This window comes from Pseudodesulfovibrio portus, from assembly GCF_026000375.1.
GTDB lineage: Bacteria > Desulfobacterota > Desulfovibrionia > Desulfovibrionales > Desulfovibrionaceae > Pseudodesulfovibrio > Pseudodesulfovibrio portus.
This window is the reverse complement of the sequence record NZ_AP026708.1, coordinates 2,582,695-2,604,976: the sequence shown is the minus strand read 5'-3', so window position 1 is coordinate 2,604,976 and position 22,282 is coordinate 2,582,695. Positions and strand designations below refer to the sequence as shown.

Here is a 22,282-nt window from a genome sequence, read left to right as displayed (position 1 = left end):
GACGGCGGCTCCCAAAGAGCGATACGCGCGCCCTATCAGGGCCAACACCTCCCCGCACAAGCAACGCCAGCCATCCCCCAAGGATGGGAGCCGTTCCGAGTTGATCGGATTCTCGCCACGATCTTGGGGCGGACGCGCTACCAAAGCGCACTTTTTGCTTACTTTTTGGGGCGCCAGCCACAAATCCGCAGGACAGCGGATTTGGAGCGCGCCTGGCAAGGCGCGACCCCGAAGGGGTGAGGGCCATGGACGGCCCGAATCAAAAAGTCAGCCGCTGTAAAAGCGGAACACAAAGCAGGGATAACGAAAGAAGTAAAACGCGAATGCGCGCTAAATTGAATAACGAGGCGATCAAACCCGCCTACGGCGGGGTTAGAGCCCACCATTCCCCCGATCAGGCCTTGACCAGCAACCGGCTGATGGACGCGACCAGGTCATGCTTCAAAATAGGCTTCATGATGAAATCGCCGATGCCCACGTCCCGCAAGCGGTCATAGGACACGGCATCGGAAAACCCGGTGCACAGGATGATGGGCATGTCGGGCCGGATCTTGAGAACCTCGCGAGCAAACTCCATGCCGGTCATGTTGGGCATGGTCTGGTCGGTGATGACCAGATCGAAGTCGGTCGCCCGGAACTTGAATGCTTCCAGGGCCTCCACCGACGAGGTGCGGGTGACCACCTCGAAACCGCAGGATTCGAGCATCTCCCGACCGATGTCCGTGAGCGGCTTCTCGTCGTCCACGAACAGGATGCGGCCCTGACGGAAGATCAGGTCGGCGGGGATGTCCGTTTCCGGGCGCTCCGTCTCCGAGGTCTTGGGCAGGAAGACATGAAAGGCCGCGCCCTGGCCGGGACGGTTTTCCAGTTCCAGGTAGCCGTCGTGCCGCTTGACGATGCCGTGGACCATGGCCAGCCCCATGCCCGTGCCCTCGCCCTGCGGCTTGGTGGTGAAGAAGGGATCGAACACCCGGTCCGCCACCTCCGGGTCGATGCCGGGGCCGGTGTCGGCCACGGTCAGGCGCACGAACCGTTCGGGCTTGCCCAGGTCCTCGGGCGGGACGACCGGGTCGTCGTTGCCCACGTCGGCCAGGGTCACGGTCAAGGTGCCGCCCGTCTCCTGCATGGCATGGGATGCGTTGCCGCACAGGTTGAGCATGATCTGATGCATCTGGGTGGGGTCGGCCATGACGCTGTCCCGGTCGGTCTCGATGCGGGAAATGATCTCCACATTGGCGGGCACCGAGGACCGCAACAGCTTGAGCGCCTCCTTGATGAGCGGCGCCATGGTCATGGCGTGCCGTTCCTGCGGGCCCTGGCGGGAGAAATTCAGTATCTGGGTGACCAGGTCCCTGGCCCGCCTGCCTGCCCGGGATATCTCCTTGATGCGCCGATCCAGGCCGGACTCGGGCTCCGCGCCCGACTCGATGATCTCGGCATAGCCGAGGATGACGCCGAGGATATTGTTGAAGTCGTGGGCGATGCCGCCGGCCAGGGTGCCCAGCGCCTCCATTTTCTGGGACTGGCGGAGCTGCTCCTCAAGCCGCTTGGGCTCGGAGATGTCGAAGATGTAGCCGCGCAGCTCCTCGACCGCGCCGTCGGCGTCGATCACGCTGTCGCAGCTCAGCAACAGGTGGCGGGTCACGAAACCACGGCGGATGGACACCTCGTGGTTGACCACCTTGCCCTCGCCGACAACGAGATCGCGCAGGGTGCCCGGGACGCCCGCCTTTTCCCAGAGGTCGAAGATGTTCACGCCGCGCGCGTCCCCGGGAGCGGGAAAATCAAACAACTCGGCAAAGGCCACGTTGCAGTCCAGGATCAGGCCGTCCCGATCGGCCGCGAAGTTGCCCGTGACGTCGCGCTCGAACAGGAGCCGATACCGCTGTTCCGACACCTGAAGCTCCCGCAGCACGGCGGCGCGCTTGACGATATCGCGGCGCAACCTCCGGTTGACCGTGTTCAGTTCGGCGGTCCGGGCCTCGACCTTCGAGGCCAGGGTCTCGTTGAGTTCGCGCAGCCGGTTCTCGGCATCCCACTTGGCTGCCAGCGAGGTGACGATCTGCTTGAGTTCCGGCGACCTGAAAGGCTTCTGGAGGAAAAGAAGCTTCTCGGGCGGCTGGACCCGCCTGTTGATCTCCTTGAGCGGCACGTCGTGCCGGGCCGACAGGAGCACGATTTCCACATTGGGGTCCAGGCCCCGAAGCTTTTCGGCCAGTTCGAGCCCGGCCCGGTTGGCCTCGGTGGCCGAGAGATGGATGTCCACCAGGGCCACTGAAAACGGTGCCCCCCGCTTCAGGGAACGCTTGACGGCGTCGAGCCCGTCCCTGCCTGAAGCGACGGGCTCGATGTCGAAGACCGGCCTGCTCTCGTCCTCGACGATCTCCTCCCTGGAAGGCAGGCGCGGCTTGTCGCCGAACAACGCCTCAAGGGATGACGGCTCCTCGCTTTCGAAGCAGAGGACGTCGCGGTACAGGGTGAGCATGTCCTCGTCATGGTCCACGGCGAGGACGCGAAAGCGCTTGGTTGTGTCTTGGGCCAAAAAGATTCTCTCCAGGGGAACCGTAGTGTGTCCGACAGACTTCGTATTGGAGGAAATATACGGAAATTCGAAAGAAAAGTGAAGGTCGCGTTCAAAGAAAGACACCCCGGAACCAGCGCGGGAAGGCTGGTTGTCCGGGGTGTCCTGTACGGTCTTCTTCACGATGCGGGCAACAGGGCGTGCGCCTTAGAGAAGGGACCCGTCGAGCCTGGGGTCGACCTTGCGGAAGATGGGCGCGCGGTCGAGTTCCAGGACGGCCAGCACGTCGGGGCGTCCGGCCTTGGCTTCCGCGATGGAGGCGAAATCGCCCACCAGGACGCGGTACCAGATGCCCTTCTCGCCGAGGTCGACCTGGTTGATCCAGGTTTCGAACCCCTGCCCGCGCAGCTTGGCGCAATGGTTGAAAGCCCATTCATGGTCACGCCAGGAGCTGACGTGCAGCCCGTAGGACTTGTCCTTCTCACTTATATCGACCGCCCCGGAACCCGGCTGCACGTAGGATATCTTCTGGACATCCGCAGGGGGGGATGGCGAGCCTACGGACGCGGGAGATGCCGTAGGCTCGCCGGGGTTCTGCTTCGCGTCGGGGAAAGACTGACGAAGCAGAGGGTTCGGGGTGGAACCACTCACTTTGGTTTCGGCCTTCTGAAAGCGTGCGGCCAGCTTGGCCCGCTTCAGGTTGTCGGCCGCCTTGACGTAGTAGCTGGGAGAAAGCTCGATGGCCTTCTCGAAATAGGGCACGGCTTCGGCGGGACGGTTGTCCGTCATGAGCACGTAGCCGAGGTTGTTGTACGCCTTGGCCTCGCCGCCCGCGTACTTGAAGGATTCGAGCGCCTCGTCCAGGCGTCCCAGCCGGGTCAGGGCCAGGCCGAGGTTGTTGTAGGTGCGGGAGGACACGCCGCCGCTCTTGAGCGCCAGGCGGAAGGATTCAAGGGCCTCGGAATATTCCTTGCGCGCGATGCGCACCACGCCGAGGTTGTTGTAAATCTCGTCCACGCCGCCGCCCTTGTGCAGCTCCAGGGCCAGGGAGAAGTGCTCTGCGGCCTTGTCGTAGCGGTGCTCGCGGTCATGGAGGATGCCCAGATAGTTGTGTGCCTTCCAGAGCAGCGGGTTGAGTTCTGCGGCGCGCTCGAGGTGAGCGGCGGCCTCGTCGTACAGCCCGGCGCGGAAGTAGACGCCGCCCGCCGCCTCGTTGGCGATGGCGTGGTCCGGGGCCGCCTTGAGCACGGCGTTGTATTCGGCCAGGGCCTGCTCTTCCAGTCCCTGGGAGACCAGCAGGTCGCCGCGCTTGACGCGGGCGTCCAGGTTGTTCTCGTCCAGGGTGATGGCCTTGTTGTAATGCATGAGCGCCATTTCAGGGTTGTTGCGGCGGACGTAGCCGTCGCCCACCTGCTCATGCTGTTCGCTGGAAAAATTGATAGGGGATTCGTCGCCGTAGGCGAACTCCTTGAAGGTCTGATCCTTATGGGTCATGCCCATGCAACCGGACAGCAAGACTCCCCCGACCAGGGCCATGGTGACAATCAACATCTTCTTGTACATCGTATTTTCTCCTTGGCCGAAGCCTACTTGCTCATCGCCGTGAACATATCCATGGACATGATTACCGCCGGGCCGAGAATGACCACGAACAGGGCCGGCAAAATGAACGCAACAAGGGGAAGAAGCAGCAGAACCGGCATCCGCGCGGCCTTTTCCTCGGCGCGCTGGGAGCGCTTGACGCGCATGGCGTCCGAGTAGACGCGCAGGGTGCGACCGACGCTGATGCCGAAGGCGTCGGCCTGTATGAGCAGGGAAGTCAGGCTGTTGAGGTCGTCCAGCCCGGCCCGTTCGGCCAGGGACCGAAGGGCCTCGGTGCGCGCCTTGCCTGCCCGGAGTTCCAGGGTGAGCAGCTTGAATTCGGAGCTGATGATGGGACCGGACGTCCGCAGCTCATGACAGACCCGGTCAACGGCCTGGTCGAGACCCATGCCCGCTTCCACGCAGACGACCAGCAGGTCGAGGGCGTCGGGCAGTTCGTCGCTCAGGGCCAGCTTGCGCTTGGCGACCTTCTTGGACAGCCAGTATTCCGGGCCGTACACGCCGACTGCGGCCAGGCCCACGAAGCCGAAGGCGGTGACCGCGATGGACATGTCGGTGAAGACGAGATAGCGCGCGGCCAGGAATCCGCCGGCCAGGAACAGGGCCAGGCAGCCCTTGAGGCCCTGGAAGACCTTGTAGGAGTCGGGCTTGCGCAGTCCGGCCTGGATCAGGCGGAGGCGGTTCTTGTCGATCTCCTCGGTCTCGGTGGGGCCGATCCTGGTGCCCAGGCGGCCGAAAAAGGCGAGCATGTTGCCGAAGGCCGAGGTCAGCGGCGCGGCCAGGGCTTCGGAACGCTTGATCGTGGTCCCGGACACCCGCTCCTTGAGACGCGCGGAGTCGCTGGCGCCGCCCAGGTAGCCCATCAGGCCGTATCCGGCCAGAAGCACGGAGACAAAACCGACGGCAGCGGCGATCAGGGGAATCATCTGTTCACTCATGTCCGCCTCCTAGACCTTGATCTTGATGATCTTGCGGATGACGATCCATCCGATGACCATGGAAAAGCCCGCGCTGTAGACCATGGACAGCCCAAGCTCCCTGGTCCACAGCAGACCGATGTAGTCGGGGTTGACCAGATACAGGATGACGCCCAGCAGGAACGGCAGGCCGATGAGGATGTAGGCGGACACGCGGCCCTCGGCGGACAGGACGCGGATCTTGCCGAACAGGGCGAACCGGTCCCGCACCAGGGTGGAAATCTTGGCGATGATCTCGGCCAGGTTGCCGCCGGTCTCGCGCTGGATGTTGATGGACACCACGAAGAACTTGAGGTCCGGGCATTCCACCCTTTCCTGAAGGTTCGCCAGCGCCCGGTCCACGTCCATGCCGTAGTTGATCTCGTCCAGGGTCTTGCCGAACTCGGGGCCGATGGGCTTGTCGAATTCGTCGGCCACCATGCGCATGCCGCCGCCGAAGGTGTGTCCGGCCTTGAGTGCGCGGGCCATGAGATCCAGGGCCTCGGGCAGCTGCTGCTGGAACTTGTCCATGCGCTTGCGCTGCTTGCCCCTGAGCCGCCAGATGGGGATATAGCCGAGCATGCCGCCGGTCAGGGCGATGACCCACAGCCGACCAGAGAAGCTGCCCGCATATGCGCCGATCACGCCCAGCACGGCGCAGGCCAGCAAATAGACGCCCGCCGATCCCTTTGCCTCGGCCTGGTAGATGAGCTTCTCCAGGCTGGCGGCCCAGCGCATGTTCTCGAGCAGGCGGTTGAACCACGGGACATCGCTCATGGAGTTTTCGCGCAGCACCAGATCGATGGCCTTCTCTTCGACGCCGGTCACGGCCATGGCCCGGAGGCGTTCCCTGACACGGCGCTCGGCCTTGTCCGAGCCGGACTGCATGAGCGAGCTGATGCCCATGAGGAGCAGGAAGACGACCAGAACGGCCACACCGGCGATGATGATGTTCATGATCATGCCCGCGCCTCCTTCCTGGAAATGGGAGAGACCTGGAACATGTCCGTCGGGAAGGGGCAGCCCATGCGTTCCAGCTTCTCGGCGAACTTCGGGCGGATGCCGCGGGCCGTGTGATAGCCCTCGACCTTGCCGTCGGAATCCACACCGGTCTGCTCGAAGGCGAAAATTTCCTGCATGGTGATCATCTCCCCTTCCATGCCGGTCACTTCCGAGATGGAGATGACCTTCCTGGTGCCGTCCACCAGACGGGTGGCCTGGATGATGACGTCGATGGCCGAGGAGATGTACCGCTTCATGGAAATAGGCGACAGGTTCAACCCGGCCATGGAGATCATGGTCTCCAGGCGCATCAGGGCGTCGCGCGGGGTGTTGGCGTGGATGGTGGTCAGGGAACCGTCATGGCCGGTGTTCATGGCCTGGAGCATGTCCAGGGCCTCGGAGGAACGGACCTCGCCGACGATGATGCGGTCAGGGCGCATGCGCAGGCAGTTCTTGACCAGATCGCGCATGGTGATCTCGCCCTTGCCCTCGATGTTGGCCGGGCGGGTCTCCAGCCGGACCACGTGGTCCTGCTTGAGCTGCAGCTCCGCGGCGTCCTCGATGGTCACGATGCGTTCGTCCTCGGGCACGTTGCGGGACAGGCAGTTCAGCAGCGTGGTCTTGCCCGAACCGGTACCGCCGGAGATGAGCACGTTGAGCTGCGAGCGCACGATGCCTTCCATGAGCTGGGCCATCTGGGGGGTCAGGGAGTTGAAGCCGATGAGGTCGGCCACTTCCAGCGGGTCCTTGGAAAACTTACGAATGGACAGCGACGGGCCGTCGATGGCCAGGGGCGGGATGACCGCGTTGACGCGCGAACCGTCCAGCAGGCGGGCGTCGCACAAGGGCTGGGATTCGTCGATGCGGCGGCCGACCATGGACACGATGCGGTCGATGATCTTGCGCAGGTGGTTGTCGTCCTTGAACCGGGCCGGGGTCAGTTCCAGGAGGCCGGACCGCTCCACGTAGACCTGCTTGTGGCCGTTGACCAGGATATCGTTGACCGAGGGGTCCTTGATGAAGGGTTCCAGCGGTCCCAGGCCGATGACCTCGTCCTGGATCTCGGACAACATGCGCTTGCGTTCGGCCATGTTCAGCGGCGCGTTCTGGAATTCCTCCCAGAGCAGCCCTTCCGCCACCTTGGCGATCTCGGTGCGCATCTCGGACTCGGACAGCTTGTCCAGGAGCGACAGGTCGATCATGTCGATGAGACGGCCGTGGATGCGGGTCTTGACGTCGAAATAGTGTTCCTGCGCCTCGTTCTGCGTCCTGGTGGGAACCGCCTTGACCTTGGCCTTGCCCGCAGAAGCGGGAGTACGCCTGGCCGCGCTCTTGTTCAGTCTTTCTGCGAGGTTCATAAGGTGGCTCCGGCGAGGCTGTCGTTACCGTCGGTTCCCTTGCCCTTCTTCCTGAACAGGGAGGAGAACGGCAGGGAAAGGCCCTTCCTGGCCTTGGCGGGCCGGGGAGCCAGATCCGAGACCAGGCCCATGATGGCCTTGGTCGCGGGCGACTTGGGGTAGGCCGTGACCAGGGGGGTTCCCTGATTGATGGCGGCCAGGGAGGAATCGGGGTCCTCGGGGATGACCCAGCGAATCTCGCGGTTCAGGACGTCGGCGGCTTCGCTCACGCCGATGGTGGAATTCTTGGCGACCCGGTTGGCGACCAGCTTCATGCGGCGGTCGGCGTCCGGGTCCTGGCTCCTGACGGCCTCCACCAGGCCGGAGGTCCGGGCCAGGCACGGCAGGGAGAGCTGCGTGGCGATGAGGATGGCGTCGGCAAGCTCGATCTCCTTGGGCAGGTCCTCGTCCAGGGGATGGGCGGTGTCCACGACCACGAAATCGTAGTTGTGCCGCAGCTGCTCGATGATCAGGAACAGGGCGTGGGGGTCGGGCCGGTCGCCGTTTGCCGGGCCGGGCAGGACATGCAGTCCGGAGGAGTGCTCGGCCATGGCGGAACGCAGGTAGGTGGCGTCCAGGCGGGAGATGTCGTCGGCCAGGTCGGCCCAGGTGTACTCAAAGGAGAGGTCCAGGAAATAGTGGCTTTCGCCGAAGGGGCGGCGCAGGTCCAGCAGCGCGGTCCTGCCGGGCTCGCGCTCGTTCAGGGCGCAGGCCATGTTGACGGCCAGGGTGGACGCGCCGAGACCGGACTTGGCCCCGAGCACGGTGAATATCTTGCCCTTCTCCCCTTCGTCCTCGCCCAGGCTCATGCGCATGGCCGTGCGCATGACGGCGGACCGGAAATCGTTTTCCTCGACCGGGTACTGGATGAATTCGCGGATGCCGCTGCGCATGGCCCGGATAAGGATGTCGGGATCGGCGTTGTTGCCGGCCAGGTAGACGTCCTCGGCCTGGCCCGTCTCCAGGGCCTGGATGATGTACGGGAGATCCTCGTCCACGTTCCGGCCGGGCTCGTAGATCAGCACGCCCATCTCGTCGGCCTCTTCCTCGGCCAGACGGACCATGGTGTTGGCCGTGATCATCCGCTCCAGACGCTTCTTCTGTTCCTTGTCGCTGACGACCAGCGTGATCGGAATGATTCTGTTGTTCATGGTTCCCCCTTATCCCCTTGTCTGCCTATTCGACCGTCATGACGGAGGGTGTTTCCCCACCGTTTTCCCCATACGGCCAAAGGCTTTCGAACAATGCCAGGTCGAGCAGCAGGACGGTCAGCATCAGGAGCACGAGTACCAGCTCGCGCCAGTATTCAAACCGTCCGAGGCCGCTCATAACTTCGTATCCACCACGCCGAACATGGACGGCCTGTTCCGTTCAGTCTTGTCCCTCGGGCCGTTGTTGTAATTCTCGGCGACCTTGGCGGCATACCGCCCGTCCAACCCGACCACGGGAGCGTCGTCCTGACCGGCTTCGGGAAAGGCGGTCTGGCTTTTCACGGCCATGCGCACGGAGCTGCCGAAAGGCGGCGTGGTCTCCACCGTCTCGGTGGACATGTTCAGGCTTTCCGGCAACAGGGAGGTACAGCCGCCTGCCTGGAGCATGATTGCCACCATCGCGAGATAAATCAGAATATTCTGCATGATTCCTCCTGTTGCTTAAGTGCTACTTGGGCCAGGAATGACCCAGTTCGCCGTCAAACCCGCTTTCGGGCCGGACCACGGTCGAGGGGCCGGCAGTGCTGCCGGTCGCGGCCGAAGCCTGGCTCGAAGTCTTGCCTTTGCCTTCCATCAAACCCATGAGATAGAATTCCATGTCGTCAGGTTCCTGGAAATCATCCGTGGGCAGGGTCTGGTTCTGCATGTCCACGGGCTTGGCCAGATGGGCGGTCACCAGGACGACCAGTTCGGTCTTCTTGGAAGCGAAATCCTTGGAACTGAACAGGCTTCCCAGGATGGGAACATCACCCAGGACCGGGAACTTGCTGACGTTTTCCTTCAGGGAGTCGCTGATCAAACCCGCGACGACAAAGCTCTGCCCGTCGCCCAGCTCGATCACGGTGTTGGCCCGGCGGGTGGTCAGGCTGGGAATTTCATACCCGCCGACACTCAGGACCTTGGAATAGTCCAACTCCGAGACCTCGGGATTGACCTGGAGATTGATGCGCCCGGAACCCATGACCGTGGCCGTGAACTTGAGGCCGACACCGAAGGGCTTGAAGACGATGCCCACGGTTCCCAGGGAGCCGGGCATGGGCAGCGGGATTTCACCACCGACCAGGAACTCGGCGGATTCGCCGGAAACGCAGGTCAGGTTCGGTTCGGCCAGCACGCGGACAAGGCCGTGCGCCTTGAGGGCGTCGATCATGCCCAGAACCGATGTCCCGCCCATGTTGAACGAGCCGGTGAGATTGATGTTGTCGGTCAACTCGTAGATGTTGTCGCTGGCATTGTACTGGGTCAGGTTGTTGATGATGGAGTAGATGGCGAAATTGGAACCGATGGCCGCGAAGTTGACGCCCAGCCGCTTGGTCACGGAGCGCGACATCTCGGCCACGCGGACCTCCAGCATGACCTGCTGGATGCCGTCCACGGTCAGGAGGTTGACCACCTTTTCCGGGGCTGCCGCTTCGGCCAGGGCGAGCACCGAAGACAGGTTCGCCGTATTGGACACATAGCCGGACAGGGTAATGGTATCGCCGGAGGTCAGGACCTTGATGTTCTTTTCATCGGGCATGAGCTCGTGGATCATCCGCTTGAGGCGGGAGGTGTCCGGATCGACTATGACGTCATAGATATCGGTGACTTCCTTGCCCGACCACAGGGTCAGGGTGGTGGAACCGATGGCGTTGCCGGTCAGGTATATCTGGCGGGGCGAGATGACCACGATGGCGGCCACGGTGTCGGATGCCAGGGAGATGCGGCTGACGTCGGCCTCGGTGTTGATGATGGTGGATTCGCCCACGATCATGCGGATGACGTCGGGCCTGCTGGCCTTCAGGATCTTGGCTTCCGCGACAGAGGCGAACAGGAGAATCAGGCACACTGTCAGCAGGATCACGGTTCCTTGTCTGGAGCGGGTATTCATCATGACCATACTCCTAGAACCTGACCGACGATCTGGACACGCCGGTAATGATTTCGATGTCGATCTTGCGGCTCTTGTGCACCGGCTTCTTCCGTGCGGGCTGGAGCGCTGCCAGGGTCTTGGGCACGTCCACGCCGGTGGTCAGGGTCTGCTCGTCGTCCTGCTCGTTGCGCAGTGCGAAATGCAGGGTCCCCTGGGTGGCCGCCAGGGCCAGCCGCTCGCTTTCCACGGGCGTGAGTTCCAGGGTGTAGACGTCCACGGAAGCGGTCTTGCCGTCCTCGTCGGGCGGAACCAGCTCGGTGCCGGTGGCGATGACCTTGACCCGTTCCAGGACCACCTTGGTCTTGGGGTCGTCGTTCTTGCCCACGGTCAGTGAGACGATGACGTCCACCTTGTCGCCGGGGCGGACAAAACCGGCCAGCCCCATGACGGCGTTGCCCTTGACGGCCATGGCCCGCTTGCCGGGCGTGATCAGGGCGGATACGCCGCCGCCGAGCACGGACTCGTCGGCCAGCTTGAGGCCGGTGACGGCCTCGTTGACGCCCACGGCCTGGTTCAGGACCCGGCCTTCGAGCTTGGAAATTTCGGAAAACGCTCCCGAGGGACGGGAGTCGGCGGTGAACTTGCGGACCTCGACCATCTCGGCGGTCAGCCTGACGCCGCGCTTCATGTCCACCTTGGCCACGACCACGGGCACCGTGTTGGCCACCTGGGCCACAGGGGCCTTCTTCACGCCGCTGGTCCAATTGAAAATCAGGACGCCGGCCACGATGGCCAGCAACAGGGACAATGTGATCTGGATGAGGGCTCTCTTGGACTTGCTCATGACATCCCTCCTTTAGTAGCCGCTGTACACGGAACCGGTCAGCCAGGCGTGCATGCCCATGGCTGCGGAGGTTCCCACGGCGATGGCCACGCCGTAGCAGAGCTTCGGCAGGGCCTTTTCCGTTGCAACGGGAGTGAAATTGAACTTTCGGGTAGCCATGAACACGGCAAAGGTGTTCCGGATATTGATCAGGACGCCCTTGAGCACCTTCGGGTCCAGGGCGAGCACGGCCAGGCCGTAGACGCCGCCCGCGATGCAGGTGAACAGGAAGGCGGTGAAGGTGGATTCGAGACCGAGCCATGCGCCGATGCCGGCCATGAGCTTGACATCGCCCGCGCCCATGACGCCCATGAAATACGGAATGACCATGACCACGAAGCCGAGGCCGAATCCGGAGGCGGCGAACTTCAACCCTTCCATGCCGCCGAAAACGGTGTGCGTGGCGAAACCCGCGATGATGAGCGGGAAGGTGAGCCAGTTGTAGATGCGCTGGTCCCTGAGGTCGGTGACCGAGGCCGTGACGAGTGCCACTGCGAGCGCTGTGGTGACGAGAATATCCATGGTTCCCCCGATGTGCCTTTGAGCCGACTTGGTTGTCTCCGCTTTCCCCCGAAGACAAAACCGGGGCTGGCGGGCCCATCCCGCGAGCCCCGGTTCGGCTGCTCTGGCTGCTTCCGTTAAACGGTTAGCTTTGCTTTCTTCCTGTCTAGGTGGCGGAGGTGGCGCCAGCCATTTCGTTGGTGATGTATTCGAAGGTGGAAACAACCTGCTCGCCCAGGGCGGTGGTTGCGGCCACGATACCGGCGGCGATCAGGGCGGCGATCAGGCCGTATTCGATAGCGGTTGCGCCTTCTTCATCACGGATCAAATTGATAAGCTTGGTCATTGTCTTTCTCCTTAGGTTTCCTAAAAATTTCAAAATTTGTTTTTTGCGTGTTCAGCACCAGCCACGACCAGCATAGAGCAACCCGTGTGCCACAACGAAAACCATTTTCTATTTTTTGTTTTTAATTTATTGAAATAACATGATAAAAAAAATGAAGTGAGCCGAAAGAACTCACCTCACCCAGATCTCGAACCAAGAAAAATCAATTATTAATAGACTAATTGTCGACCACTTTACTCTGGATTATCTAAAATTATACCGCAATTACAGTGTATTAAAGACATCTATTAAAAATGGACTTTTCATCGATCATCAAGAATTGGGATGGAAATGAACGATGACGGTGGGTGTTTTGCATGGAAACCGGGTCGCCGGGGACCACAAAAGATGGAATCCCCCCCCAAGGGGACGGCACGGAAAGGCTGCGGGGAACCGGAGAGGCTAGAGCTTGAAGGCTGCGGGGTCGATGCTGTGCTTTTTGAGCTTGTTCCAGAGGTTCTTGGCGGACACGCCCAGGGCCCGGGCCGCTTCGGTCTGGGTGCCGCCGCAAGCGCGCAGGGCATTTTCGATGAGCATCTTCTCATAGTCGATGAGCGCCTGCTTGAGCGGCAACCCCTCGCCCGTGGGCAGGGTCATCATGGCGTCGGCAGCAGGCCGGGTGTTGGAAAAGGCCTGGTCCACGTCCGCCGGGGAGATCGTGGTGGAGGTGCAGAAGATGGCGGCACGCTCGACGGCATTGGCGAACTGGCGCACGTTGCCCGGCCAATCGTAGTTGAAGAATATCTCCATGGCCGCAGCGGTCACCCCGACGATGTCCGTGCCCAGCCGCCGGTTGGCGCGATCCAGGAAGAACTCGGCCAGTTGCGGCAGATCGGACTTGCGCTCCCTCAGCGGCGGCAGGATCAGGGTGGCCACGTTCAGTCTATAGTATAGGTCGCTGCGGAACTGGCCCTCCTGCACCCGCTGCTCCAGCTCCTGGTTGGTGGCCGCGATGATGCGCACGTCGTACTTGATGGGCTTTGCCCCGCCCACGCGCTCGGCCTGCTTCTGTTCCACGGCGCGCAACAGCTTGGGCTGAAGGTGGAGCGGCATGTCGCCGATTTCGTCGAGCATGACCGAGCCGGTCTTGGCCAGCTCGAACTTGCCCTGCTTCATGGTGTTGGCGCCGGTGAAGGCCCCCTTCTCGTGGCCGAACAGCTCGGACTCGATGAGATTTTCGGGAATGGCCGCACAGTTGATCTTGACGAACGGGCCCTTGGCCCGGCCGCTCAGTGCATGGATGGTGTCGGAGACCAGCTCCTTGCCGGTGCCGGTCTCGCCCATGATCAAGACGTCGGTGTTCAGCCCGGCGATGCGGGCGATGCGCTCCTTCACGGCCATCATGGGCGCGGATTGCCCGATGATGTTGTTCAGCGGGCTCGCCCCGCCCCGCCGCTTGAGCTCCTGGAGCTCCACCTGCATGCGGCGCTTTTCCATGGCCCGGCGGACCACCACTTCCATCTCGCTCAGGGAAAACGGCTTGGTGAAGTAGTCGTAAGCCCCGCGCTGCATGGCCACCACGCCCGAATCCTTGGAGGCATAGCCGGTCATGACGATGACGTCCACGCCGGGCGCTGCGTCGGACAGGTGCGGCAGGGCGTCGAGCCCGGACATGCCGGGCAGCTTGATGTCGTGGAGAATGAGATCGAAATCCCCGGCCCCGGCCTTCTTGATGCCGTCCTCGGCCGTGGACGCGGTATCCACTTCGTACCCCTTGTCGGTCAACGCCTCTACCAGCATGCCCTGGAAGGCACGGTCATCGTCAACCACCAGAATTCGTTCAGCCACAGGTGTTCTCCTGCCAAGTGTTATTCCCGCGTTGGGCCACCCTACAGGAATCGGCTCCGGTTATCCACAAAAAATAGATATTTCCTGAGCGCCTGATCCTTACGAATCATTTCCCTATTTGGTCACAAACTTTTTTAATATTTTATTCCGAGTGGTTAAAAACAATTTCTAGACAACAAGAAAAATTTGGCACGCACGTTGCCTATACAACCACATATGGCTGGAAAGCCGATGAAAAATGGATATTCAAAGGAGATACGGGAATGAGAAACAGAGACAACAGCCGCAAGGGACTCGCCGCCGTCGAATTCGCCCTGACGCTGCCCGTCCTGGCCCTCCTGATCCTTCTGCTGGTGGAAGGGGCCAACGCCATGCATACGTATTCCGCCCTGGTCGAGGCCAGCCGCGAAGGCGCGCGCCACGTGCTCATGCAGGGCGACGACGCCAACGTGAATACGCTGGTGGCCGCCCTGGTCGCCGACCTGGACCAGCAGGAATTGTCCACGGACGTGGTCACCGATCCGGTCGCCAACACCGTCACCGTCAAGGTGGCCTACAACTACAAGCCCTTCGGAAGCAGCGGTGAAGAAGGCATGCTCGGAGACGACAATGAAGAAATTCAGTTCGTTGCGCAGACTACCATGCCGTTGCCGTAACCCCCGCAGGGGCTCGGCGAGTACCATGGTCGCCCTGCTTCTCCCGGTCCTCCTGGGAGTGGCGGGCATCGCCATTGACATGGGCAACATGTACATGACCCACACCCGTCTTCAGGCCGCCGTGGACGCCGGAGCGCTCGCGGGCAGCCTGGAACTCCCCTACGACCCCGACCTGTCCAAGGGCATCGTCGAGCAGGCCATCAACGACATGGTGGCGGCCAACATGGAAGCCGCCGAAGTCACGTCCGTCGAGGCCGGCACCGAGATCCGGAGCGTGGAGGTCACGGCACAGGCCGAGGTCAACCTCCTGCTCATGGGCATCCTGGGACTGGCCGACCAGACGGTCGAGGCGCACGCAGCCGCCGGGTTCAACAAGCTCGAAGTGGTGTTCGCAGTGGACAACTCCGGTTCCATGAAGGGCACGCCCATCGACATGGTCAAGGAGGCGTCCATCGCCCTGACCGACCTGCTCATCCCCGACGGCACCAGCCCCGACACCAAGGTCGGCCTGGTGGCCTTCAGGGGCAAGGTCCGCCTCGGCGACGACGCGGAAGGCTTTGATGCGGGCTGCTACAATGCGGACGGTTCCCGCAACGAGGGCATCCACGAAGATTTCATGGACGACTACTGGGCCCTGCCCTATTACTATAGAAGCAGGATCACCCTGGACACCTGTTCCGACCTGCCCGAGGCCCTGGCGCTCAGCAAGGACAAGGCCAGGATCATCGCCTCCATCAACACCCAGACCGCCACGGGCGCCTCGTCCGGCACGGTCATCCCGGAAGGCATCAAGTGGGCGCGGCACATCCTGACGCCCGAGGCCCCCTACACCCAGGGCGGCGACAAGGAAGACTTCCGCAAGATCATGATCCTGCTGACCGACGGCGACACCGAGGACGGTGAATGCGGCGGCCCGTATCGCGCCTATTACCGGCCCAACAACTACTGGACGAACGCCTACTTCGGCTCCGGCCGCAACGACGCCCACTGCGAGGACGCTGGCGTGCTCAACGCGGACATGCTCGCTGAGGCGCAGCTGGCAAAGGACGCGGGCATCGAGATCTTCACCATCCGGTTCGGAAGCTCGGACAACGTGGACATCGAGCTCATGAAGCAGGTCGCCTCGAGCAAGCCCGGCACCGACGACCACTACTTCGACGCGCCGTCGGTGTACGACATCCCGGACGTCTTCAAGCAGATAGGCAAGCAACTCGGCTGGCGCCTGTTGTAGGGAGGATATGGACATGCGAACCATCAGAAAGAGCTCCCGCAGAAACGGCATGGCCGCCGTGGAAATGGCCCTGATCATACCCATCATGCTCATGGTGGTCATGGCGGTCATCGAGGGCGGCAACGCCTTCTACTCCTGGCTGACCGTGCAGAAAGCCGCCCAAATCGGCGCGCGCTTCGCGGCCACTGGCCGGGGCGACGAGGAAGGCACCCGCCTGGCCCAGATCATCGCCGCCACCGAGGCGGGCCTGTCCACCCTGAACCAGGGCAGCATAGAGGTGTCCGTCCGCTCCTGGCCCGATCTCTCGGCTGCGGGCGACGGCATAGACAACGACCCCGGCGGCCCCTGCCAACTGGCCGAAGTGGCCGTGCTGTACCGATATGAACCTTTCACTCCGCTGGTGGCCTCGCTGCTGCCGGAAACCATCCCCCTGCACGGATACGACCGCAAGATCAACGAACCATGGAAGCCCTGTGACTGACGAGTCGGCACCGGCTCGAAACGCCATACTCCACACGAAAAGCCCCTCACGGGGCTTTTCTGCTGTCATACCGTTTCATGAAATGCGAAGAATTATTGATTTCCTTCCTGACGTCCGATATATTTCCATAAGTTGCGCCGTTATTCGGCCATCGACTCATGAGGAGAGACTGAAATTGAGCGAATACCCTGAAATACTCGGCGTTTACTCCCTGCGACTGGATGCTGATATCGGCACCGGCGGCACCACCGGCAAACATGACAACGTCACTTATTGGTACGCCCGCCAACTCTCTGACGAGGATTTCGAGATCCAGCCCCTCAACGCCCACCACGTTCCGTCCGGCGTGCGCTCCATTCTCAAGGACATGGACTTTCTCCGCCAATACACACCAGAGCCGACCTTTTACCGGCGGCACACCGTCCCGGCCCTGGAGACCCTGAACCGCAAGATACAGATGGGGCAGGACGCCTTTGCCGACGGGGACCTGGACGAGGCCGAGCGGCAGTTCATCAAGGCGCTCATGATCGACGACCTCAACGTCGAGGCCAACTACGGTCTGGGCGAGGTCTATTCAGAGAAAAAGGACTTTGAAAAACTGAAGAAGGTACTGGACACCCTGCTCGGCATCGACGAGGCGTTCACCTACCAGTTCCGGCAGAAATTCAATACGTTCGGCATTTCGCTGCGCAAGAACGGCCACTATGACGAGTCCATCCGCTACTACGAGAAATCCCTGGAGATAGTGAACACCGACGAGAACGTCTACTTCAACCTGGCCCGGGTCTACTTCGAAAAGGGACTCAACGACCAGACCATCTCCAACCTGGAACGCGCCCTGTCCATCAACCCGGAATTCGTGGAAGCCCAGAAGTTCCTCAATTACTGCCAGAAACACGCCTAGCCGTCGCCCACGCCCGGCCTTCACTCCCTGCCCCTTCCATAAATCATGTGACTCTTTTTTTCCCTTCTTCCCTTGCCAATCCATTTTCAGTGCATAATATATGTGTATTCATTCATTGGTTAGCAGAACCGGAGCCCCGCCAGCGGCCCGGACATTCGATACACAAACCCGGGAGGCGACTATGCCCAACATGGATTACCCCGGACCGTGCCTCTCCTGCATCGACCACAGCTGCGGCTTGTGGGATGAGAACCTGTCGGAGAGCAAGGACGAAAAGAGTGAAGGCAAGTCAAACGAAGACAACAGGTAACCACAACGCATTTGCAAGGAATAAAGGCCCGGACAATCTGTCCGGGCCTTTTCTGTTGTGCCTTGGGGTTCGCCTACTCCTTCACCGACCCCGCCAGCAGGCCGCGGATGAAGTAGCGGCCGAGGAAGATGTAGATGGCCAGCACCGGTACGGCGGCCATGATGGAGCCGGCCATGGGCAGGTTCCAGGAGACCGCCTGTCCGCCTGCCAGTTGGGCCAGCCCCACGGTGATGGGATTGTCCGCGTGCCGGGTCAGGCAGATGCCCCACAGGAATTCGTTCCATATCTGGGTGAACTGCCAGAGCGAGGTGACCACGAATCCGGGGATGGAGAGGGGGAACACGATGCGCAGGTAGATGGAGAAGAAGCCCGCGCCGTCCAGCCGTGCGGACTCGATGAGCGCCGTGGGAATCTGGGCGTAGAAGTTGCGGAAGATGAGCGAGGTGATGGGCAGCCCGTAGACGATGTGGGCCAGGATCAGGCCGGGCAGCCCGCCGTACAGGTTCATGGCCCGCAGGGTCTGGAAGAGCGGGATCAGGATGACCTGGTACGGGATGAACATGCCGAACAGGAACAGGGTGAACACGACCTCCGAACCGGCGAACTTCCACTTGGAAAAGACATAGCCGTTCAGTGAACCGAGCACGGTGGACCCGATGGTGGCCGTTATGGTCAGGATGATGGAATTGATGAAGTTGGGTTTCAGCAGCTCGATGGCCTCGGAAAAGCTCGCCCAGTTGAAAACGGGCGGCAGTTCCCACGACGTGGGCAGGGAGATGTCCTGGGGCAGCTTCAGGGCGGTCACGACGGCCATGTAGGCGGGCATGAGGAAGAAGAGCGCCAGCACGGTCAACGTGCCGTAGAGCAGGATGGTGCCGGGGGTGATGGTGCGGGTTTTCATCTCAGCGCCTCCCCCTTTCGCGGTACTGGCTGATCAGATACGGCACGATGAAGGTGGCCGCGATCAGGAACAGCACGATGGCGATGGCCGCGCCGGTGGCGAATTCGTTTCCGCGGAACGTGGTCAGGTACATGTTCAGGGCGGGATGTCCGGTTTGGCCGTTGTCCGGGCCGGTCATGGCGAAGATCAGGTCGAACATCTTCAACGAGATGTGCGACAGGATGATGACCGCCGAAATGGTGATGGGCTTGAGCATGGGGATGGCGACGTGCCGGTAGTACCCCGTGGTGGACGCCCCGTCGAGCATGGCAGCGTCGCGAAGGTCCTGGGAAATGCCGTTGAACCCGGCCAGGTACAGGGCCATGGTGTAGCCCGAGTACTGCCAGATGGTGGCCATGATGATGCCTATGGTGGCCAGGTTGAAGCCGTGCTCCTCCTCCATCATGTAGGCGTCGGGGACAAGGTCCCCGAACACCCAGACGAAGAGGCCTGCGGCGATGCCCGGCACGAGCCACTTGAACGCCTTGCGCGTATCCTTCCTGAGCTTTGCCAGGCCGATGAGGATCAGGACCAGGGATGCGGCGTAGAGCAGGATGCGCAGGATGTCCTGCCAGTTGAAGACCAGGATTGCGGACTGGCTGGACAGCCAGTCGAAGGTCATCGGCTCGAGGCCCGCGTAGGTGGGCAGGATGTTGACCCCGCCCCGGGGCGCGAGCAGCCAGCGCCAGATGGTGCCGGACACGATGAAGGACAGGGACATGGGATACAGGAAGATGGTCCGCAACACGTCCTCGCCCTTGGGCTTCTGGTCCAGCAGGATGGCGATGAACATGCCCAGCCCCACCGCGCCCGCGAGCAGCATGACGGAATAGTAGACCGCGTTGACCAGATCCTGGCGGAAACCGCCGCCCAGGAACCCGGTGAACAGGTTGATGTAGTTGTCCAGGCCGATGAAGTTCTTCTCCGGCTCGAGCGCCAGCGCGCCCATGCCGCCCCAGTCGGTCATGGATGTCCAGATGGTGTTGCCGATGAACCCGTAGACGAAAATGCCTATGAGGATCATGGACGGCAACAGCGTCAGGAACGCCTTGATTCTGTCTCGTGATGCTTCCCGCATGCCTTCCTACCCGAAAATCGATGGGGGCGGTGCCGGGGGCACACGCCCCCGGCACGAAACAACGCCCCGTTGATGCCTAGATGCCCGCTTTCGCGGCAAGCTGGGCGCACGCCTTGGCGGCGGCGTCCGCGTTCTTGGACTTCATGAACATCTCCATGACGGAAGCGAAGCCGTTCTTGAAGGTGTCGTTTGCGGCCACGCCGTGGGCCAGGGAACCGACCACGCGGTCCTTGCCGAAATCGGCAGCGGCGGACTGCAGGTAACCGTTGTACTTGTTCAGGTCGGAGTCGGTGCGGGCCGAGATGGAACCCTTGAGCGGGTTGAACGCATCCGAGCCTTCCTTGGAACCGAGGACTTTGAGCCAGGCCACGGCGGCGTCACGGTTGGGAGCGCCCTTGGGCAGACCGAAGGAGTCGGCCAGGAACATGAACGAGCCACCGGTGCCGGGAGAGGCCACCCAGCCGTAGCCGGTGCCGGGCTCCAGCTTCTTGGTGGTGGTCATGTAGCCGGCGGCCCAATCGCCCATGACGTTGAAGGCGGCGCGACCGTCGATGACCATGTCGGTCGCCTGCTGCCAGGACAGGGAGGAGGCGTCGGCATTGGTGTATGCCAGGACCTTGCCGAACAGTTCCCAGGCCTTCACGCCTTCGGCGGAGTCAAAGGGAAGCTTGCCGGCCCACAGGGCGTCCCAGTTGTCGGCGCCCATGGCGGCCAGGGCAACGGATTCCCACAGGTGGTTGGCGGTCCAGTTCTGGGCCAGGGCCAGGGGCGTCACGCCCATGCCTTTGAGCTTGTCGGCGGCGGCAAAGAAGTCGTCCCAGGTCTTGGGAGCCTCGACGCCCCACTTCTCGAGGTTGGCGGGCACATACCACATCACGTTGGAGCGGTGGATGTTCACCGGCACGGACCAGATGCCGTCCTCGGTGCCGATCAGCTTGATCAGCCCTTCGGGGAAGACTTCCATCCAGCCCATTTCCTTGAACAGGGGAGTCAGGTCTTCCATGCGGTCGGCCTTGACCCAGGTGCCGATCAGTTCCTGACCAGCGTGGACCTGGAAGGAATCCGGCGGCTCGCCGCCCAGCATGCGGGTCTTCAGGACGGCCTGGGCGTTGACGCCGGAACCGCCGGTGACCGTGGCGTTGATGACGTTCACGCCGGGATTCTGTTCCTTGTAGATTTCAATCAGGGCTTCCAGGGCCGGACCTTCGTCGCCGGCCCACCAGGAGAAGATCTCAAGGTCATTGCCCTTGGCCGGGGCAGGTTCCGGAGCAGGCGCTTCAGCCTTGGGAGCCGGAGCAGGCGCTTCCTTTTTCTCCGGCGCCTCGCCACAACCGACCAGAAGCAGCATGAGCGCTGCCAACATCGTCAAACCCAATAATACTTTTTTCATACATACCTCCATAACTTTTAGAAACGAAGTAGCTAACCAATATACTGTTAAAACAAGCGGGTACAGACCCGCAAAATCAACGAATTGCGTTCGTGGTCTCCGGATCGAACAGGATCATGCGGTCGAACTCGAACCCGATGGGCACCACCTCGCCCGGATGGGCGACCACGCGGCCCTCCACCTCGGCGATGAGTTTGTTCTCGCCGTCCACCCTGATCTCGAGGTGGGACTGGCCGCCAAGTATCTCGGACAGCACGACCTCGCCCCGGCACAACCACTCCTCGGGCAGTTTCTCCACCCGGTCGCCCATCTTGATGGCGTCAGGCCGGATGCCCACGAGCACGGGCGCGCCGTCGGTCAGGGACTCGGCCTTGCCGTCCACAACGGGGAAGCAGGACTTGCCGACCACGGCGCACCGCTTGCCGTCCTGCACCCGGAAGACGCCCTTGAGGATGTTCATGGGCGGGTTGCCGATGAACCGGCCCACGAACACGTTGTCCGGGTCCTCGAAGACCTCGATGGGCGTGCCCACCTGCTTGATGTAGCCGTCTTTCAGGATGACGATGCGGTCGGCCAGGGTCATGGCCTCGGTCTGGTCGTGGGTGACGTAGATGGTGGTCGTGGCCAGCCGCATGTGCATCTTCCGCAGCTCCATGCGCATCTGGGTGCGGAGCTGGGCGTCCAGGTTGGACAGCGGCTCGTCGAAGAGAAAAACGTCCGCCTTGCGGACAATGGCCCGGCCCATGGCCACGCGCTGACGCTGGCCGCCGGACAGTTCGGACGGCTTGCGGCCCAGGTAGGGCTCCAGCTCCAGGATATGGGCGGCCTCGCGCACCTTTTCCTCGATGTCGCTCCTGTCGAAGCCGCGCATCTTCAAGGAAAAGGCCATGTTGTCGTGCACCGACATATGCGGGTACAGGGCATAGTTCTGGAAAACCATGGCCACGTTGCGGTCCTTGGGCGAGACCTGGTTGACCACCTCTCCGTCGATGAGGACCTCGCCCGCGCTGATGGGCTCCAGCCCGGCGATCATGCGCAGGACGGTGGATTTGCCGCAACCGGACGGACCGACCAGGACGATGAACTCGTTGTCCCTGATCTCGAGATCGATCCCGTGGACGACCTCCACGTCGCCGAACCGTTTGACCACTTTCTTCAATTCAACAGTTGCCATATCTGACCGTCTCTCCTGAT

At 62.1% G+C, this 22,282-nt stretch carries 22 protein-coding genes; 5 read left to right on the top strand and 17 right to left on the bottom strand.

From position 1 onward, the window contains the following. Positions 1-394: 394 nt before the first annotated feature. The 13 genes from OO730_RS12435 to OO730_RS12375 all read right to left on the bottom strand — a co-directional run bounded on the left by OO730_RS12435 (position 395) and on the right by OO730_RS12375 (position 14,098). Positions 395-2,485 (bottom strand): ATP-binding response regulator, encoded by a 2,091-nt coding sequence (locus tag OO730_RS12435; protein ID WP_407681924.1) that lies wholly within the window; start codon positions 2,483-2,485, stop codon positions 395-397. A 243-nt stretch (positions 2,486-2,728) separates the two neighbouring features. Beyond that, positions 2,729-4,084, bottom strand: coding sequence for an SPOR domain-containing protein (locus OO730_RS12430; RefSeq protein ID WP_264981789.1), 1,356 nt, complete (start codon positions 4,082-4,084; stop codon positions 2,729-2,731). Between the two features lie 23 nt (positions 4,085-4,107). Continuing rightward, entirely contained in the window at positions 4,108-5,061 is a 954-nt protein-coding gene (locus tag OO730_RS12425) for a type II secretion system F family protein (protein ID WP_264981788.1), read from the bottom strand. Positions 5,062-5,070: 9 nt separating this feature from the next. Beyond that, positions 5,071-6,042, bottom strand: a complete 972-nt coding sequence (locus OO730_RS12420) for a type II secretion system F family protein (RefSeq protein WP_264981787.1) — start codon at positions 6,040-6,042, stop codon at positions 5,071-5,073. Beyond that, positions 6,039-7,439, bottom strand: a complete 1,401-nt coding sequence (locus OO730_RS12415) for a CpaF family protein (protein WP_264981786.1) — start codon at positions 7,437-7,439, stop codon at positions 6,039-6,041. The genes OO730_RS12420 and OO730_RS12415 overlap by 4 nt, the downstream gene beginning before the upstream one ends. Then, positions 7,436-8,629 carry an AAA family ATPase gene (locus OO730_RS12410; RefSeq protein ID WP_264981785.1) on the bottom strand — a complete coding sequence of 398 codons (1,194 nt, stop codon included), beginning with the start codon at positions 8,627-8,629 and terminating at the stop codon, positions 7,436-7,438. Before OO730_RS12410 ends, OO730_RS12415 begins: the two co-directional genes overlap by 4 nt. 25 nt (positions 8,630-8,654) lie before the next feature. Beyond that, a complete protein-coding gene (locus OO730_RS12405; protein WP_264981784.1) occupies positions 8,655-8,807 on the bottom strand; it encodes a hypothetical protein in 153 nt (50 codons plus the stop codon). Beyond that, positions 8,804-9,115, bottom strand: coding sequence for a hypothetical protein (locus OO730_RS12400; RefSeq protein ID WP_264981783.1), 312 nt, complete (start codon positions 9,113-9,115; stop codon positions 8,804-8,806). Before OO730_RS12400 ends, OO730_RS12405 begins: the two co-directional genes overlap by 4 nt. A 22-nt stretch (positions 9,116-9,137) precedes the next feature. Beyond that, positions 9,138-10,562, bottom strand: a complete 1,425-nt coding sequence (locus OO730_RS12395; RefSeq protein WP_264981782.1) for a type II and III secretion system protein family protein — start codon at positions 10,560-10,562, stop codon at positions 9,138-9,140. Positions 10,563-10,572: 10 nt separating this feature from the next. Beyond that, entirely contained in the window at positions 10,573-11,385 is an 813-nt protein-coding gene (gene cpaB, locus OO730_RS12390; protein WP_264981781.1) for a Flp pilus assembly protein CpaB, read from the bottom strand. Positions 11,386-11,397: 12 nt separating this feature from the next. Further along, positions 11,398-11,946, bottom strand: coding sequence for an A24 family peptidase (locus OO730_RS12385; protein WP_264981780.1), 549 nt, complete (start codon positions 11,944-11,946; stop codon positions 11,398-11,400). Positions 11,947-12,091: 145 nt separating this feature from the next. Then, entirely contained in the window at positions 12,092-12,271 is a 180-nt protein-coding gene (locus tag OO730_RS12380; protein ID WP_264981778.1) for a Flp family type IVb pilin, read from the bottom strand. Positions 12,272-12,712: 441 nt separating this feature from the next. Further along, entirely contained in the window at positions 12,713-14,098 is a 1,386-nt protein-coding gene (locus tag OO730_RS12375) for a sigma-54-dependent transcriptional regulator (RefSeq protein ID WP_264981777.1), read from the bottom strand. A gap of 263 nt (positions 14,099-14,361) precedes the next feature. Between OO730_RS12375 and OO730_RS12370 the strand changes: the two genes are divergently transcribed. From OO730_RS12370 to OO730_RS12350, 5 genes are all read left to right on the top strand, one after another. Then, positions 14,362-14,754, top strand: a complete 393-nt coding sequence (locus OO730_RS12370) for a TadE family protein (RefSeq protein WP_264981776.1) — start codon at positions 14,362-14,364, stop codon at positions 14,752-14,754. After that, a complete protein-coding gene (locus tag OO730_RS12365; protein ID WP_264981775.1) occupies positions 14,708-15,985 on the top strand; it encodes a vWA domain-containing protein in 1,278 nt (425 codons plus the stop codon). The genes OO730_RS12370 and OO730_RS12365 overlap by 47 nt, the downstream gene beginning before the upstream one ends. A 13-nt stretch (positions 15,986-15,998) precedes the next feature. Continuing rightward, positions 15,999-16,466, top strand: a complete 468-nt coding sequence (locus OO730_RS12360) for a TadE/TadG family type IV pilus assembly protein (RefSeq protein WP_264981774.1) — start codon at positions 15,999-16,001, stop codon at positions 16,464-16,466. Positions 16,467-16,641: 175 nt separating this feature from the next. Continuing rightward, positions 16,642-17,370: a tetratricopeptide repeat protein gene (locus OO730_RS12355; RefSeq protein WP_264981772.1), complete on the top strand. Its 729-nt coding sequence runs from the start codon at positions 16,642-16,644 to the stop codon at positions 17,368-17,370. 181 nt (positions 17,371-17,551) lie between these two features. Then, positions 17,552-17,680 carry a hypothetical protein gene (locus OO730_RS12350; RefSeq protein WP_264981771.1) on the top strand — a complete coding sequence of 43 codons (129 nt, stop codon included), beginning with the start codon at positions 17,552-17,554 and terminating at the stop codon, positions 17,678-17,680. A 73-nt stretch (positions 17,681-17,753) separates the two neighbouring features. Here the strand turns inward: OO730_RS12350 and OO730_RS12345 are convergent, their stop codons facing one another. The 4 genes from OO730_RS12345 to OO730_RS12330 all read right to left on the bottom strand — a co-directional run bounded on the left by OO730_RS12345 (position 17,754) and on the right by OO730_RS12330 (position 22,262). Beyond that, complete coding sequence (locus OO730_RS12345) at positions 17,754-18,581, bottom strand: carbohydrate ABC transporter permease (protein ID WP_264981770.1); 828 nt, start codon at positions 18,579-18,581, stop codon at positions 17,754-17,756. Position 18,582: 1 nt separating this feature from the next. Then, positions 18,583-19,698 (bottom strand): carbohydrate ABC transporter permease, encoded by a 1,116-nt coding sequence (locus OO730_RS12340; RefSeq protein WP_264981769.1) that lies wholly within the window; start codon positions 19,696-19,698, stop codon positions 18,583-18,585. A 76-nt stretch (positions 19,699-19,774) separates the two neighbouring features. After that, entirely contained in the window at positions 19,775-21,088 is a 1,314-nt protein-coding gene (locus OO730_RS12335) for an ABC transporter substrate-binding protein (RefSeq protein ID WP_264981768.1), read from the bottom strand. 76 nt (positions 21,089-21,164) lie between these two features. Continuing rightward, the gene (locus OO730_RS12330; protein WP_264981767.1) at positions 21,165-22,262 is read right to left on the bottom strand and encodes an ABC transporter ATP-binding protein; all 1,098 of its coding nucleotides are present in this window, start codon (positions 22,260-22,262) and stop codon (positions 21,165-21,167) included. Positions 22,263-22,282 lie beyond the last annotated feature (20 nt).